At 35.0% G+C, this 16423-nt stretch carries 12 protein-coding genes; 6 read left to right on the top strand and 6 right to left on the bottom strand.

Translation table 11 applies throughout. From position 1 onward, the window contains the following. The first annotated feature begins 12 nt into the window (after positions 1–12). The 5 genes from FJOH_RS24830 (at position 13) to FJOH_RS24810 (ending at position 8726) form a co-directional block, all read left to right on the top strand. Positions 13–2517, top strand: coding sequence for a beta-N-acetylhexosaminidase (locus tag FJOH_RS24830; RefSeq protein WP_012026773.1), 2505 nt, complete (start codon positions 13–15; stop codon positions 2515–2517). 3 nt (positions 2518–2520) lie between these two features. Next, positions 2521–3825, top strand: coding sequence for a serine hydrolase domain-containing protein (locus FJOH_RS24825; RefSeq protein ID WP_012026772.1), 1305 nt, complete (start codon positions 2521–2523; stop codon positions 3823–3825). Positions 3826–4118: 293 nt separating this feature from the next. Further along, a complete protein-coding gene (locus FJOH_RS24820) occupies positions 4119–5258 on the top strand; it encodes an exo-beta-N-acetylmuramidase NamZ family protein (RefSeq protein ID WP_012026771.1) in 1140 nt (379 codons plus the stop codon). Between the two features lie 900 nt (positions 5259–6158). Then, entirely contained in the window at positions 6159–7565 is a 1407-nt protein-coding gene (locus FJOH_RS24815; RefSeq protein ID WP_012026770.1) for an MFS transporter, read from the top strand. 48 nt (positions 7566–7613) lie between these two features. Then, positions 7614–8726, top strand: a complete 1113-nt coding sequence (locus FJOH_RS24810) for an acyltransferase family protein (RefSeq protein WP_012026769.1) — start codon at positions 7614–7616, stop codon at positions 8724–8726. 90 nt (positions 8727–8816) lie between these two features. On the opposite strand, the gene FJOH_RS24805 is transcribed toward FJOH_RS24810, so the two are convergent. From FJOH_RS24805 to FJOH_RS24780, 6 genes are all read right to left on the bottom strand, one after another. Continuing rightward, a complete protein-coding gene (locus FJOH_RS24805; protein WP_012026768.1) occupies positions 8817–9848 on the bottom strand; it encodes a hypothetical protein in 1032 nt (343 codons plus the stop codon). Continuing rightward, positions 9839–11062: a hypothetical protein gene (locus tag FJOH_RS24800; protein WP_012026767.1), complete on the bottom strand. Its 1224-nt coding sequence runs from the start codon at positions 11060–11062 to the stop codon at positions 9839–9841. Before FJOH_RS24800 ends, FJOH_RS24805 begins: the two co-directional genes overlap by 10 nt. A 330-nt stretch (positions 11063–11392) precedes the next feature. Then, a complete protein-coding gene (gene pgl / locus FJOH_RS24795) occupies positions 11393–12109 on the bottom strand; it encodes a 6-phosphogluconolactonase (RefSeq protein WP_012026766.1) in 717 nt (238 codons plus the stop codon). Beyond that, on the bottom strand, positions 12093–13622 hold the full coding sequence (gene zwf / locus FJOH_RS24790; RefSeq protein WP_012026765.1) for a glucose-6-phosphate dehydrogenase: 1530 nt from the start codon (positions 13620–13622) through the stop codon (positions 12093–12095). The genes pgl and zwf overlap by 17 nt, the downstream gene beginning before the upstream one ends. 33 nt (positions 13623–13655) lie before the next feature. Further along, on the bottom strand, positions 13656–15065 hold the full coding sequence (gene gndA, locus FJOH_RS24785; protein WP_012026764.1) for an NADP-dependent phosphogluconate dehydrogenase: 1410 nt from the start codon (positions 15063–15065) through the stop codon (positions 13656–13658). Positions 15066–15497: 432 nt separating this feature from the next. Beyond that, positions 15498–15851: a helix-turn-helix transcriptional regulator gene (locus tag FJOH_RS24780; RefSeq protein ID WP_012026763.1), complete on the bottom strand. Its 354-nt coding sequence runs from the start codon at positions 15849–15851 to the stop codon at positions 15498–15500. Positions 15852–16228: 377 nt separating this feature from the next. Between FJOH_RS24780 and FJOH_RS27115 the strand changes: the two genes are divergently transcribed. Then, positions 16229–16405: a hypothetical protein gene (locus tag FJOH_RS27115; RefSeq protein WP_159436637.1), complete on the top strand. Its 177-nt coding sequence runs from the start codon at positions 16229–16231 to the stop codon at positions 16403–16405. Positions 16406–16423 lie beyond the last annotated feature (18 nt).

Here is a 16423-nt window from a genome sequence, read left to right as displayed (position 1 = left end):
AAAATAAAAGCCATGAAAAGAAGTGTATTGCTGATAGCCATTTTTCTGAGTTCTTTAAGTACCATACAAGCACAGAAACTAGATATAATTCCTAAACCCGTAAAAGTTGAACAAAATGAAGGCGTATTTATTATTCCGTCATCAGTACAAATTATTGTAGACAAAAAAGCAGAAAAAAGTGCTGAATATATTAAGAGTTCTTTTTCGAAATACACAGGGATTAACGCAATCGTTTCTATTGGAAATAAACACAAAAAAAATACCATAGCATTTTTGGTCGATGAAAAAATGAACCTTCCTAATGATGGTTATAAATTGAATATCAACAAAAAAGGAATTTTAGTAAAAGGGAAATCTGCAAACGGAGTTTTAAACGGTCTGCAGACTTTATTGCAAATTTCTTCTGCAAAAGACATTAAAAAAGGAAATATCCCATTTGTAAAAATAGAAGATTATCCTCGTTTTGAATGGCGCGGTATGATGCTCGACTGTTCAAGACAGTTTTTTGATAAACAAACCGTTAAAAATTATATTGACTGGCTGGCGGCGCACAAAATGAATGTTTTTCACTGGCATTTAACCGATGATAACGGCTGGAGAATTGAAATCAAATCGATGCCTGATTTAACTTTAAAAGGTGCCTGGAGAGGTCCGGGAGAAGTTTTACTGCCATCTTATGGTTCAGGAGACAAACGTTACGGAGGTTTTTATACGCAGGAACATATCAAAGAAGTAGTGGCGTATGCTGCTAATCGCGGCATATCAGTTATGCCCGAAATTGAAATTCCGGGGCATTCGCGTGCCGTAACCGCTTCGTATCCGGAAGTGGGCTGTGCGATAACACAGGAACTTAAAAGTGTTCAGGGTGAAGTAAAAAATGTTTGGTGTGTGGGTCGTGAAGAAAATTATGTTCTTCTGGATTCAATCATTAGAGAAGTTTCGGGACTTTTTCCTTTTGAATATATTCATGTTGCCGGAGATGAAGTCAATCGTGCCAACTGGGAAAATTGCCCAAAATGTCAGGCTTTGATGGTGAAAGAAGGTTTTACAGATAGTTTTCAGCTTCAAAATTATTTCTTTAGAAGAGTTCAAAAAATTGTAGATAAATACCATAAAAAAACAGATGGCTGGAACGAAATTTTAAAAGGTGGAGAAATTGATCCAAATACTTTGATTTCTGCCTGGCAGGGAATTAGTTACGGAATTGAATCGGCAAAGAAAGGATACCAGACTATTATGATGCCGGGGCAATATACGTATTTTGATATGGCACAGTCTGAAACAGAACGCGGTCATCGCTGGGCGGCTATTACAGATACGAAAAGAGCCTATTCATTTGAGCCAATTCCTACTGATGATTTAACACCAGAACAGCAAAAAAATATAATAGGTGTTCAGGGCGCTTTGTGGAGCGAATATCTGGATCGTCCAGCCAGAATTATGGAATACCAAAGTTATCCAAGAATCAGCGCTTTATCTGAAATTGGCTGGTCTAAAAAAGAAGATAAAAACTGGGAAGATTTCTACGGAAGATTAACACACAGCCATTTACAGCGTTTGGCTGATATGGGAATTGCTTTTAGGGATTTTCCGCCAGCCGCAATTTATCAAAATGGCACGATTACCGTAACACCGCCTTACGAAGGTGCAGTTGTACGTTATGATGCACAAGGTAATGAACCAACAAGACAATCGGCTTTGTATACAAAACCAATTCAAACGAAGGATTATGAACATTATATGTTCCGTACTTTTTTTAATGAAGATGTGGCAAGTCCGTCGGTAAAAGTAGAAAAACTGCCTGTTGCGGTTTGGAATACTTCAAAAGCAGAAGTTTTGAATATTTCTGAAAATATTTCAGAGCATGTAGACAAAAATGGAATTTGGTATTTAACTTTTACTCCTGATGCAGATGCGAGTGCCAACGGAGTTGTAAAAACAGTTTCTCTTTATGAAAATGATAAACTGATACAGAGTTTTCCGGAAGAAAAAATGCTGAAATCAAAACCTCGCCTGCGATTTGTAATTGAAAATTACAATGAAAAAAATACGTATCGTTTAGACTTTACGGTAGAAAATAAAGAAGCAAAAGAATCAGCAGCAAAAGTAAATTTCAATTGTTCGCCTTATTTAGAGCCGGAAGTAAAAGTAACATCATCGATGGCTGAAAATCCTAAATTTCCGATTTCGAATTTAGAAGATTATAATGTTGAAACTTACTTGCGTACAGATATTGCGTGTGCAAATGGCGACTGGATTTTATACACTTTTACAAATCCTGTAACTTCTTCTAAAATTGATGTGTTAACCGGAATTCCGCATCACCCGAGGTTCATTGTCAATAACGGTTATGTAGAATATTCGTATAACGGAATCGATTTTATAAAAGGAGATGCTTTTGATTATGGCAATGCATCGATTTATCCAAAACAGCCTGTAAAAGCAGTAAAAATTGTCATTACAGGAACCAACAACGAACCTCTTATGGCAGGACAGGACATAAGAATTAATCCGTAGAATATGAAAAAGATAACGGCAGGAATCATATTAATTTCCATGACCTTTTTAGGAATAAATGCTTATTCCCAGAAAAAATCAAAGAAATCTTTTGATGTAAAACGAAATGAAGTTTACATCGATTCGATGATGACAAATGCACTCGAAAAAGGATTTTTTCCCGGAGCACAGATTATAGTGGGAAATAAAGACGCTGTTTTAATTTCGAAAAATTATGGTTTTCAGGATTATTCGAAAAAACAGCCCGTAAAATCAGACGACGTTTATGATCTGGCTTCGATGTCGAAAGTTTTGGGAGCGACACTTGTGACCATGCGCTTAGTTGGAGAAGATAAAATAAAACTTACCGACAAAGTTGGAGATTTGGTTGAAGTTTATAAAAACACGCCAATTGCTGATTTAACGTTTTTTGAATTATTAACGCATACTTCGGGATTAAAAGCGAGTATTACGTTTTACCAAAGTCTGCTTTCAACGCCAGATGGTTTGCCTTTGTTAAGCAAAGAAAAATCAGATGTTTATCCTGATTTGTTTGATACGATGTATGTGAACAAGAATATTGTGTATGATGCCAATTATCTTTCGTTTACTCCCAAAGAAAATTGGGTTCAGATTTATAAAAATATGTGGTTAAATCCGGAGTTTTATAAAACGGTTTATGAGCAAATTTCAACTGCAAATACCAATACAAGAGGGAAATATGTTTACAGCGACCTGAATTTGCTTTTGGTAAAACAAATGATTGAAGCCAAAACAGGTTTGAAATTAGATGAATTAACGAAAGAAATTTATACGGAATTAGGAATCTCAAAAATTGGATATAATCCGTTAAAATGGACTTCTTTAGAAAATGTAACGCCGACAGAATTGGATAATTTCTTTAGAAAAGATACAATAAGAGGTTACGTTCATGATGAAGCTGCGGCGATTTTTGGCGGTGTTTCTGGAAATGCCGGATTGTTTGCTAATGCACAATCAATCTCAGTTATCTGTCAGATGCTGTTGAATGACGGAAAATATCAAGGAAAAGAAATTTTAAAAGCAACAGTTGTAAAAGAATTTACAAGTTCGCCTCTCACCAAAGAAGGGATTTACCGCGGACTTGGTTTTGATAAACGAAAACCTGATGAGTTTTTTAAAGCTAATGATTTTGGGCACACAGGTTTTACAGGAACTTTTTTCTTTATGAATCCAGATACGAACAGATTTCTAATTATTCTGACCAATCGCGTAAACCCAACGAGAACAAACAGATTGATGTATAAAGATGATTTTAGTGCTAAAATTTGGAGGCAGATTAATAATTAATTTTTTTAGCCACAGATTAAACAGATTAGAAGGATTTTTTTCGCCAGAACCCGAGCGATAGCAAACAGTCGAAGCAATTCAAGAATTTCCACGAATTAAATCTGTTCAATCTGCCAAATCTGCGGGCGAAAAATTTAGCCACAGATTATAAATATTAAAATGATTTTTGTTTCACGCAGATCAACACAGATTATAAAATTAAATCTGCCATAATCTACGTGAAAAACTGAGCGTTAACCAAATAAAAAAAACTTTTTAATCTACTTAATCTGTGGCAAATAAAAATAATAACTATGAGAAATTTAATAATCTGCATACTAATTTCAACAGTATCTTTTGCGCAGAAAATAAAAACGGGTGTTGATAACTACACCGTTTATCTGCCTTTGCTAAAAGGCAAAAGCGTAGGCATTGTAACAAACCAAACCGGAATTATGGAAGATAAAACCCATCTGGTTGATTTTTTGGTTCAGAAAAATATTAAGATCAAAACCATTTTTGCTCCTGAACATGGCTTTAGAGGTACTGCCGATGCAGGAGAACACGTTTCTGACGAAATCGATGCTAAAACAGGTTTGTCAATTACTTCACTTTATGGCAAAAACAATAAACCAACTCCTGAACAATTAAAAGATATTGATGTCATGGTTTTTGATTTACAGGATGTTGGGACAAGATTATATACTTACGTTTCTACGATGCACAGAATTATGGAAGCCTGCGCAGAGAATAATGTTCCGCTGATTGTACTGGACCGTCCAAATCCGAATATTGCGATTGTCGACGGTCCGGTTTTGGACATTGCTTTTCAAAGCGGTATTGGGATGCATCCAACGCCTCTGCTTCACGGTATGACTTTGGGCGAAGAAGCAAAAATGATTAACGGACAAAAATGGCTGAAAAATGGTATGCAGTGTAAACTTACTGTTGTTCCGTGTTTGAATTATGACAGAAATATGAGCTACAGCCTTCCAGTTCGTCCTTCGCCAAATTTGCCAAACGACCAATCGGTAAATTTATATGTGAGTTTATGTCTTTTTGAAGGAACGAATGTAAGTATGGGACGCGGCACTGAAAAACAATTTCAGATTTACGGTTCGCCTTATCTGCCAAAAAGTGATTTTACTTTTACTCCAAAACCTAATTTTGGCGATAAAGATCCTTTGTATAATGGCGTAGAATGTAATGGAGAAGATTTGTCATCCATTCCGAGAATTAGCAGACTTGAAATAAAATGGCTGATTAAAGCCTATCAAACTACTTCGGATAAATCGAAATTTTTCGACAAAAGAAAGTTTTCTATCAGAGCCGGAAATGAAAAATTACAGCAGCAAATTGAAGCCGGAACATCTGAAGAAGAAATTAGAAAAAGCTGGCAGGAAGGTTTGAAAGACTTTAAGAAAATGAGAGCGCCTTATTTAATCTATCATTAAAAGAATGCTCTGGAAGAGCAAAATATTTATAGCATAATTATTTCTCCATACATAGAGCTCCAGCGGAGCGACATAATTGATGAATATATATCGCTCCTCTGGAGCTTGAACTCAGGGATGCATAATTGTTATAAATATTTAGCTCCTCTGGAGCTTTTATAGTAAATGAAATTTGTCATTATGCGCAAGGTCATATTAATAAAATTGCAGGTTAGGATAAGAGCAGGAAGGTTTGAAAGACTTTAAGAAAATGAGAGCGCCTTATTTAATCTATCATTAAAAGAATGCTCTGGAAGAGCAAAATATTTATAACATAATTATTTCCCGATACATAAGCTCCAGCGGAGCGGCATATTTATAAATAATATATATCGCTCCTCTGGAGCTTGAAATCAGAGGGTGCTTAATTGCTATAAATATTTAGCTCCTCCGGAGCTTTTATAGTAAATGAAATTTGTCATTATGTGCAAGGTCACATTAATAAAATTGCAGGTTAGGATAATTGCAGGAAGGTTTGAAAGACTTTAAGAAAATGAGAGCGCCTTATTTAATCTATCATTAAAAGAATGCTCTGGAAGAGCAAAATATTTATAGCATAATTATTTTCCGATACATAAGCTCCAGCGGAGCGGCATATTTATAAATAATATATATCGCTCCTCTGGAGCTTTAAATCAGGGGATGCATAATTGCTATAAATATTTAGCTCCTCTGGAGCATAAAATCTAGGGATTATGTATTAATCAATTATACGTACTGTTTACATTAATCAAATTGTAAGTAAGGATAGGATGGATAGACAAGAATGTTTTCGTACCTTTATTTTTAGGATGAAATAGAAGTTTTCGGGTCAATTTTTTTCCTGACAGAATAAAAAAATAAAGTCTTAAAATAAACAGGATGACAGTGATTACAGAGCAAAATAATGAAGCAATAAAAAAGGTATTACCCATTATTTTAGCGACTTCTATTTTTATGCAGATGCTTGATTCGACAATTTTGAATACTTCACTGCCTTCTATTGCCAAAGATCTGCACGAATCACCGCTGGATATGCAGAACGCAATTATCAGTTATGTTTTGACTCTGGCGCTTTTTATGCCTGTGAGCGGTTTTTTATCAGATAAATTCGGGACTAAGAAAGTTTTTATTGTCGCTTTGGTTTTGTTCAGTCTCGGATCCTTATTTTGTTCACTTTCTCAAAACCTGATGCATTTAGTTTTAGCTCGAATTGTTCAGGGAGTGGGAGGAAGTTTAATGACTCCTGTAGGAAAGCTTGCTCTAATTAAAACATTTCCTAAAAAAGAATTACTTAAAGCCATGAACTTTGCTATTATTCCCGCTTTAATTGGGCCGGTATTAGGGCCTTTGGTTGGAGGTTATATGGTTGATTATTTATCCTGGCACTGGATTTTTTTAATAAACATTCCGTTTGGGCTTATCGGTATTCTTTTGAGTTTAAAATATATGCCCAATTATAAATCTAAAATAATCGATTTTGATTTAAAAGGCTTTTTCATTTTTGCAGCGGCTTCGCTTTTATTATCTATTTCATTAGAATTATTTGGCAATACCGTTCGGGTTTCACCTGTTTTAATGATTTTAATGTCGGGATTTTTAATGCTGTATTGGTACTATCGTCATGCATCGAAAGACAACAATCCTATTTTTCCTTTAAACCTGTTTCAGGTAAGAACATTTCGAGTGGGTATTGTTGGTAATCTGGCTACACGTTTGGGAATCAGTTCTGTACCGTTGTTACTGCCCATGATGATCCAGATTGCTTATGGTCAGTCTGCAGTTGTGTCTGGGTGGATTGTAGCGCCAATGGCTTTGACGGCAATGTTTGGAAAATCAGCTGTAATTGGGATTTTAAACACTTTTGGTTATCGAAAAACCTTAATGGTCAATACTTTTATTATTGGGTTTTTAATCTGCTGTCTGGCTATTCCATCAATTCATACTTCAATTTATTGGTACGTTCCTATAATTTCGATTTTGGGTTTCTTTAACTCGATACAGTTTACCTCTATGAATTCTATTTCTATTGCCGATTTAAGACAGTATCATACCAGCAGCGGTAATTCTTTAATTTCAGTAAATCAACAGCTGGCAATTGGTTTTGGAATCGCTTTCGGATTATTGGTTTTAAAGGTTTTTCAAGGAGATGTAAAACTTATTCATCACGAAATTCACAATGCATTTCGATATACTTTTCTGGTAGTGGGCTCTTTAACCATTTTATCCGGATTGGTTTTTAGAAGATTGCATTTTAAAGACGGAGACAATTTAAAACCAGCGAATTAATTAAACCAAATCATAAATTAACTTAACCATTTCGCATAAACCTTAATAATGACTACAAACAATTCTTCAATTCCTATTTTACAAACCAAACAACATTTTGAAATTCTAGACGGACTGCGAGGCGTAGCAGCACTTGCAGTTGTTATTTTCCATTTTATGGAATGGATTTTTACAGACCCAAGCAAGAATTTTATCGGACATGGCTTTTTGGCTGTCGATTTCTTTTTCTGTCTTTCCGGATTTGTAATTGGTTATGCTTATGACGATCGTATTGCAAAAATGGGATTGCGTAATTTTTTTATATCCCGAATTATAAGACTTCATCCGCTTGTTGCGGCAGGATCTGTATTAGGTTTACTGGCTTTTTTATTTGACCCATTTGGCGGTAATCTTGAATTGTACAGCACAGGTAAAATTATTTTAACTTTTATCTGTTCCTTATTTATGATTCCTTTGCCTGTAATTGCAGATCGCGGTTTTAATTTGTTCAGTTTCAATGCGCCGGCCTGGTCGTTATTTTGGGAATATATTGCAAATATTGTCTACGCTTTTGTACTTTACAGAATAGCGCGCAGTTATCTTTTAATCTTGACTATAATTGCTGCAGCAGCGATTTGTTATGTGGGTTATAATTCGGGGAATTTATTAGGAGGCTGGAGCGGGCCTACTTTTTGGGATGGATTCGCCAGAATATCGTATTCATTTTTAGCCGGATTGCTTATTTACCGTTCAAACTGGATTATTAAAAACAAACTTGGATTTGCGGGTTTATCTGTATTGTTGTTATTGGCTTTTATAATGCCTTCTTCGGCAATGAATTGGATAACTGAACCTTTAATTGTATTGTTTTATTTTCCTCTGCTGGTATCTTTAGGAGCCGGATCGGTTTTAAATCAGGGACTGAAAAAGGTTTGTGTTTTCTCTGGCAATATATCTTATCCGTTATACATGACACATTATGCTGCTTTATGGATGTTTGGAAATTATTACACGAATTATAAACCAGATACGACACAATTGACATTTGTTGTTATATCTGGAGTGATTCTGCTTGTTGGATTTGCTTATTTGGTAATGGTGGTTTATGATATTCCGCTGAGAAAATATTTAACTGATAAACGAAAAGAAAAACTGGCAAAGCTTAAGACCGAAAACATATAAAAACTATTTTCAGAATGCTGTAAATAAAGAAAGGGAAGATTTTTATGTCTTCCCTTTTGTTTTTTATAAATCCAGAATTTCTAAAATTGATTAGTTTTTCTGTTCAGCAATTGTAGATTTATTGAGTTTGATGATTCTGATTTTCTTATTGGTATTATCTGATAAGAAAATACGATCGTCCAGTTGAGCATTGCCTACAATAACCCCAAAAGGATTCTGTCCTAAAATATCAGATGCACTCATTACAGCTTTATAATTTTTATTCATAAAAGCTTCTTTTGAATACAAACGCACATAATTTGTGTTTCCTGAATTTTCTGAAGTTACAGCAAAATCATTACTAAAAGTTACAGAAATAGGTTTGTTGTTGGCAAACGGAGCTGTTGAAGGTTCGATTGGAGTTGTTAAAGAGTTTGCGGCATTTGCTTTAATATTGGCAATATCATAGTACAAATAACTTTTAGCATCTCTTCCTGCAACAATTAGATTTCCAGATTGCACATCCATAGAGTAAGCTTCTGTCCATCCGTTTAAGGTATTAAGTTTGGCGATTGGGGTTAAGTTCCAATTACTTGTTTCGGTAATTTGAGAAGTTTCAAACACTTTGATGCTTTTTTCTTTTTCTTTTACAAACACCAATCCGTCTTTTACCACAACACCAAAAACATGAACAAAAGTCTGCCACCATTGTCCGTTTCCAACTGTGTTGATTCCTAAACCGGTAGTTTCATCCAAAACAAAAAGTCTTGATTCTTCGCTTCCTAAATAAATTCGGCCGTTATCAATACTTATCGATGTTAATAAAGTCAATGGTATAATGGTGCTTCCTTTGGTATAATTGGAAATTGTTTTTAAATGTGCCAGTGTTAAAGCATCAAATACTTCTAAAGTACTGCCGTTGCATACATACAGTTTTTCTTTAGAGATTGCGATTCCTTTTGGATCTAATGTTCCTGTACCGTCGCCAATTTGTTTAGCAGTAATTTCGGCGCTTTCGGTAGGATAGTAGTAATCATAGTTTATAGCTTCTATGTCGTTGTCTTTACTGCAGCTTGTAAAAAGACAAAGCAATAATAGTAAAAATGGCAGTTTGTTCATCTTGATTATATTGTTTAGTTCCATTTTCCTTCTCCTTTATATTTTAATAAAAATGGATTTTTTTGACTAATTGTAAACACAGGTTTTTTGTAACTTCCAGACAGATAGCTTGTTTTTGTATATCCTTTTAAAATATCAGGATCTGTAAACGGAAGATCATTTAAATAAATTAAATACTTATAAAAATCAGTAAGCATTTCCTGCTGTCCGCCGCCTTCGCCGCTGTTTGCTAAATTACTGCTGTGGTTATAACCGCTGTGATGTGAGTATTCGTGTGACCAAACCGACATTTCGCCAACCCAGTGTCCGGTTACATAACCAGATTCCCATTGTGAAGCCAAAGGTCCGCCTCCCCAGGCAGAATCTCCACCCACCATTGCCATATTCAGAGTTCGGCTGTCAATGTAAGTTCCGTATGCCTGTTCAATTTGAACTTTAGTTAAATAATCATAAACGCCGTCAGCATCATCGGCATTTCCGTGCCAGTTTAAAGCACCGTTTATTGCTGTACCTGCAGTTTCTGCCTGTTCTTTTTTGTATCGGTCAAAATTCATGAAAGTATCGTAATACATAGGATGACTGATTGCATACGAGAAATTGATAATCATCGTTATCGCTTCTTTTGCCAGAACAGGATTCATTGGCAGGTATTTTCCATATTCGTTTTTGTGATATTGATCGCTGAACTGAACCAATCTAGCCGATTTTATTTTTTTGAATTTCTGGAATAAAGGATCGCTCGATTCAACAGAAAACTCGATTGCTCCAGATGAAAACCCTTCGATTTTATCGATAGTTACCGTATTTCCTTTTTCGAGTTCATAATCATTTTTGCCTTCCGTCAACGGAATTTTATGAAAAGATCTGTGAAAAGCCGGAACTTTAGAAAAATGAAAAAGTACAAATCGTTTGTCATAATTCGGCAGTTTTGCGTAGACTTTTACGTCGGTTAAGCCAACAGGCGAATAAAGAGAAATCTGTACAGAATCTTTTCCTTTTTGAATTACCTGCATAGGCTGATTGACACGAAACCAACGGTCTTTATTGTCGTACATTTTAGATGAATTTTCGTCATCTTCAAACATCGTCATAGGTTTGTTTCCGTCTGGTAAGGCACTTGCGTCGATAGAAGGCAGATAAGTAGGTTTGTATTTGCCGTCTTCATTGTCGTCGCTGCAGGAGCTTAATAGAATACCTGCCGAGAGCGTAAGTAAAAAATAATAAAAGTTTTTTTTCATGTGGTTTTGTTTTGATTTGGGGTTTGTTACTTAATTTTTTTAACGCATTCTTTTTAATTAAATTTTAAAGTTTTATAATAAGATAGGTTGGCAAAAATAAACGATAAAAGGGCTTTTGCATGGTCAAATACGACATATTTGTAATCTTTGCCTGAACTTGACTGCTTTTAAATGTAAAAAACTATAAGATATTACGTATGAGGAGTTTGAATTTTGAATCCTGAAGCTTTACGATTAGCAGATAACTCCAGATTTGATGAAATACGAAAATAAAGGATGAAGATAAAGCATAAAAAAAGTCCGAAAAACATTTTCGGACTTTCTGGTGTTTTAATTGGTTCCTGCAGCACTTTTATCTACGAGAAATACTAATTCTCCAGAGACAGGTTTAATTAGCTGCGTAGGGTAAAGTGAAGGATTGTATTCTCCTTTTGTTACTTCTTTTAAAGCATGTGCTTTTTTCTCTCCAAAAGTGACTACAATAATCTTTTCGGCTTTATTAATTAATGGAGCAGTAAGTGTAATGCGGTGCATGTTCTGCGGTGCCAGAAAATAGGCATCAACCCACTTGTTTTGTTCATTTAATACTGCTTCACCTGGAAAAAGAGAAGCCGTGTGTCCGTCATCTCCCATTCCTAAAAAGATAAAGTCAAATTTTCCTTCTTCTCCTAAAATTTTTCGAATTGATTGTTCGTATGTAACTGCGTAATCTTCTGGTGTTACACCGTCTTTGTACATTTCAAAAATATTTTCAGACGGAATAGGAACGTGGCTTAATAATGCTGCATAAGACATTTTTGCGTTGCTCAAATCATCATTTAGCGGCACCCAGCGTTCGTCGCCCCAGAATATGTAGACTTTACTCCAGTCTATTTTGTTTTTGTATGCATCAGAAGCCAGCAGTTTGTAAATTCCTGAAGGAGAAGAACCTCCAGTAAGAACTGCTGTAAATTTTCCTCTTTTTGCAATTGCATCTTGTGCTGCTGCTGTAAAAAGGTCTGCCGCTGCAGTATTAATTTCTTCTGTAGTATTATATATCTGTATCATCTAAAAGTTCTTCTTTTGTTTGTGTATTTGGAATCCATTTGTGTCCCTGGCGTGCCAATAGTTCATCAGCTTCTTCTGGTCCCCAGCTTCCGGCTTTGTAATTTGGGAAATTTACAGGAGCTGTAGTTTTCCATACCTGCTGGATAGTGTCGATTGCATCCCATGCTTCTTCTACCTGATCCCAGCGCATAAATAGGGTAGGATCGCCCAATAATGCATCTGCAATTAAGGTTTCATAAGCTTCCGGCGACATGGTAGAGCAGGAAAAATAATCAAATATCATTTCTGCCGGTCTTAAAGAAAGTGATAGACCTGGTTTTTTGGTCATAAACTGCAGTTTAATATCCATTGCCGGCTGAATGTTGATAATCAGTCGGTTTGGTGTCATACCTTCTTTTCCATAAGAAAATGAAGAATGTGGAACAGGTTTAAACTGAATTATAATGGATGATTGCTTTTCTTCCATTCTTTTTCCTGTACGAAGGTAAAACGGAATTCCCTGCCATCTCCAGTTATCCAGATAAATCTTCATTGCCACATACGTTTCAGTATTAGAATCTGGAGCAATTCCTTTATCCTGACGATATCCGGGAACAGCTTTTCCTTTTATAGTACCGGCATCGTACTGACCTCTTACTATATAATGATCTACTTCTTCTGGTTTAATGCGTCGGATAGATTTTAAAACATCGGCTTTACGGTTACGAATATCATCGGCACTTAATGATGCTGGTGCTTCCATTGCCGTCATACATAATATTTGAAGCAGGTGATTTTGAATCATATCTTTTAATGCACCAACGCCTTCATAAAAACCGCCTCGTTCTTCTACACCCACTTCTTCTGCTACTGTAATCTGAACAAAGTCAATAAAATTACGGCTCCATAAAGGTTCGAACATTGAATTTCCAAATCGGAAAGCCAGAATGTTCTGAACTGTTTCTTTACCTAAATAATGATCGATTCTGTATATCTGTTCTTCTTTAAAAGTCTGCGAAAGCATTTCGTTCAGCTCAATCGCCGAAGTTTTATCATAACCAAATGGTTTCTCAATAATAATACGATCCTGCTTTGGGTTTGCAGCAAGACCAATTTTCTTGATATTGCTGGAAATAGTAGAAATGAAAGAAGGTGTTATAGAAAGATAGAAAAGACGATTGGCACGTTCTCCAAACGCTTCATCAAAACCTTTTATTTTTTCGTTTAAACTTAGATAAGATTCTTCTTTATCAATATCAAGGCTGTGATATGTTATGTGAGACAGAAATTTTTCTGTTTCAGGATCTGACTTGCCTTTTTTTCTTGAAAAATTTTCTAAATTTTCTAAAACATAACTGCGGAAATCTTCATCTGTTTTTTCTGCTCTTCCAAGTGCAATAATCTGAAATTTTTCAGACATACGTCCGTCAAGATACAGATTTTGAAATGCGGGAAAGAGCTTTCTCTTTGCTAAGTCTCCGGTTCCTCCAAAAATAACAATGATTGTTGGATTTTTAAGTTTATTTTTAGTCATTGTGTGTAGTTGTGTTGCTTTTTTTTAAGTTGCTTATTCAGCCCATTGTGTGTGGAAAACACCTTCTTTGTCGATGCGTTCGTAAGTATGAGCCCCAAAGAAATCGCGCTGTGCCTGAATTAAATTTGTAGGCAGATTAGCAGATCTATAAGAGTCAAAATAAGCTAACGAATTCATCAAACCAGCCGCAGGTAATCCTTTTTGAACGGCAAACTGAATTACAGCTCTCATTCCTGCTTGGTTTTCGGTTAATTTTGAAGCTATTCCAGAATCTAAAAGTAAGTTTGGTAAATCAGATTTTGCGACATACGCTTTTCTGAAATCTTCCAGAATAGTTGCACGAATAATACAGCCTCCGCGCCAGATTTTGGCAACAGTTTCCAGATTTAATCCGTAATTGTATTCTTTAGAAGCAGTATGAAGCTGAGCTAATCCCTGAGCATACGTTACAACAATAGAAAGGTATAACGCCGATTTTAAAGCAGCAATTGCTTCGCTGGTATTTACATTACTTTCAGGAGTATTCCAAACTAAGTTTTTTGCAGCTTCAATTCTTTCAGGTTTTGTTTTAGACATATCGCGCATTATAACAGCGGCGTCGATAGTTGGAACCGGAACCTGCAAATCCATTGCATTTTGTGAAGTCCATTTTCCTGTTCCTTTAGATTTTGCCCAATCTGAAATTTTATTGATAAGAAGGCTTCCGTCTTCGTCTTTTTGTTTTAAAATTTTTCCAGTAATTTCAATAAGATACGATCTTAGATCATCAGTTTGATTCCATTCTTCAAAAGTTTTTTGAATCGTTTCATCGTCTAAGTTATAACCTCTTTTCATAAGGTCATAAATCTCAGAAATTAACTGCATAATTCCGTATTCGATTCCGTTATGAACCATTTTTACATAGTTTCCTGCAGAACCGTTTCCTAAATATTCTACACAAGGTTCGCCGTCTACTTTTGCAGCAATAGCCTCAAAAATAGGACGAAGTCTTTCGTATGCTTTTTGATCACCGCCCGGCATCATAGCAGGACCGAATCTTGCACCTTTTTCACCGCCTGAAATTCCCATTCCGAAGAAATGAATACCTTTTTCAGATAATTCTATAAATCGTCTGTCAGTATCTGTAAAATAAGTGTTTCCGCCATCGATTATGATGTCACCTTTATCTAAATGTGGTAATAAGCTGGCTATAGCGCTGTCGACCGGTTTTCCGGCAGGAACTAAAAGCATAATCGCTCTAGGTTGTTGAATAAGCTCTACGAAATGTTTTACATCTGTTGTCGCTTCAATTGTGTGGGCGGCGTCAGCTTCTTGTTGAAGAGAGTTGACTTTTTCGGTATCTAAGTCTAAACCTGCAGCCGCAAAGTTATGGCTGGCGATATTTAAAAGTAAGTTACGGCCCATTACACCGAGTCCTACAATTCCAAAATCAAATTTGCTCATAGTTTTCAATTAACTAAAATTATTAAAGAATGTTTTTCTGGAAAAAAGTAAGAAAAAAATCAGTAATACTTTTTCAATCAGTTCTTTGCAGAAAAACAAGATTTGTTTTAATCTTACTATTTAAGATTGACTCTGCTAAGTTAGAGAAAAATGATGAAAAACTAGGGGTAAAATAGTCCGCTTTTGGGGGTTTGTTGTGATAGTTTTTAAGTATGAAAAATACACTTAATTTAAAATGCAGAGTATTGAATCTAAAAAACACAATAATTAATTTATACTTTGATAATCATACCTAATTTAAAAGTATTTTATTTTATGATTTATAAAAAAAAGCCTGTAGACTTATTTGTTTACAGGCTTTTTTCTAGAGTTGCTATGCTTACTAAAGGATTAATTATGCTTTAAATTTAAAAATCTTGATTTATTTTAACATTATAATGAGAATTTTTCAAGCTGTGATTTTAGATATCTGTTTTCATACTCTAATTTTTCAATATATTTTTTCATTACATCAAGTGTAAAGTTATTGTAGTCAGTATTTTGGCTGTTTGTATTGCTAGTGTTTTTTTCATTGTTTAGAATATATATGCCGTCTTCAGGTTCATAAATTGCTTCCATATTTGTTCCCAAAATTTTTGCAAGACTGTCCCATTCACTTTTGGTAATTTTAGTTATTCCAGATTCTCTTCGGCTGTACTGCGATTGTGTCATTCCTAAAAGATGCGCAATTTCTTCCTGCGTTTTATTTTTCTCAATTCGTTTAGTAATTAGTTTTTGTTTAATCATAGTGGTTATTGTTTGATATTTTGTTTTTTGGGTTTCTCTAAAAATCACGGGGTTTTTCTGTGTTTTTTCTGACTTTAAGAGAGTGGAAACTTAGAAAATTTTATTTTATCGAAGAAAAAAAAACGTAGGATATATAAGATAAAAAGCACTACAAAAACACATCAAACACCATTAAAAATTTAATATTGGCAATAAATATGTCAGAATAAGCATATTTTATGCTTGAAAAAGCATTGTAGGAGAAATATTTAAATTTCAATTTTGGAAAAAATGTAACAACTGTTAATTTTCTAATGATTTGTGCGCAGAGTCGTTTTTTTATTTTCAATACTACATTTTTTAAATATTATTATTAACAATAACAAAAAAAACAGATTATGAAAACTCAAAAAATGAGCCTTGCTAACGCACAGGGAAAATTATCAAGAAACGAAATGAAAACAATTATGGCAGGAAGCGGATGTCCTTCTGGAACTTTTCCTTGCTACTGTAATGGTAATTATAACGGATGCAGAAGCAGTGTACAAGAATGCTGGGATGCTTGTCCTAGATAATAAGTGACAGTTAACTTC

This window comes from Flavobacterium johnsoniae UW101 (assembly GCF_000016645.1).
Taxonomy (GTDB): Bacteria; Bacteroidota; Bacteroidia; order Flavobacteriales; family Flavobacteriaceae; genus Flavobacterium; species Flavobacterium johnsoniae.
The sequence above is the reverse complement of the archived record's forward strand: the minus strand, read 5'-3'. Positions and strand labels throughout refer to the sequence as shown.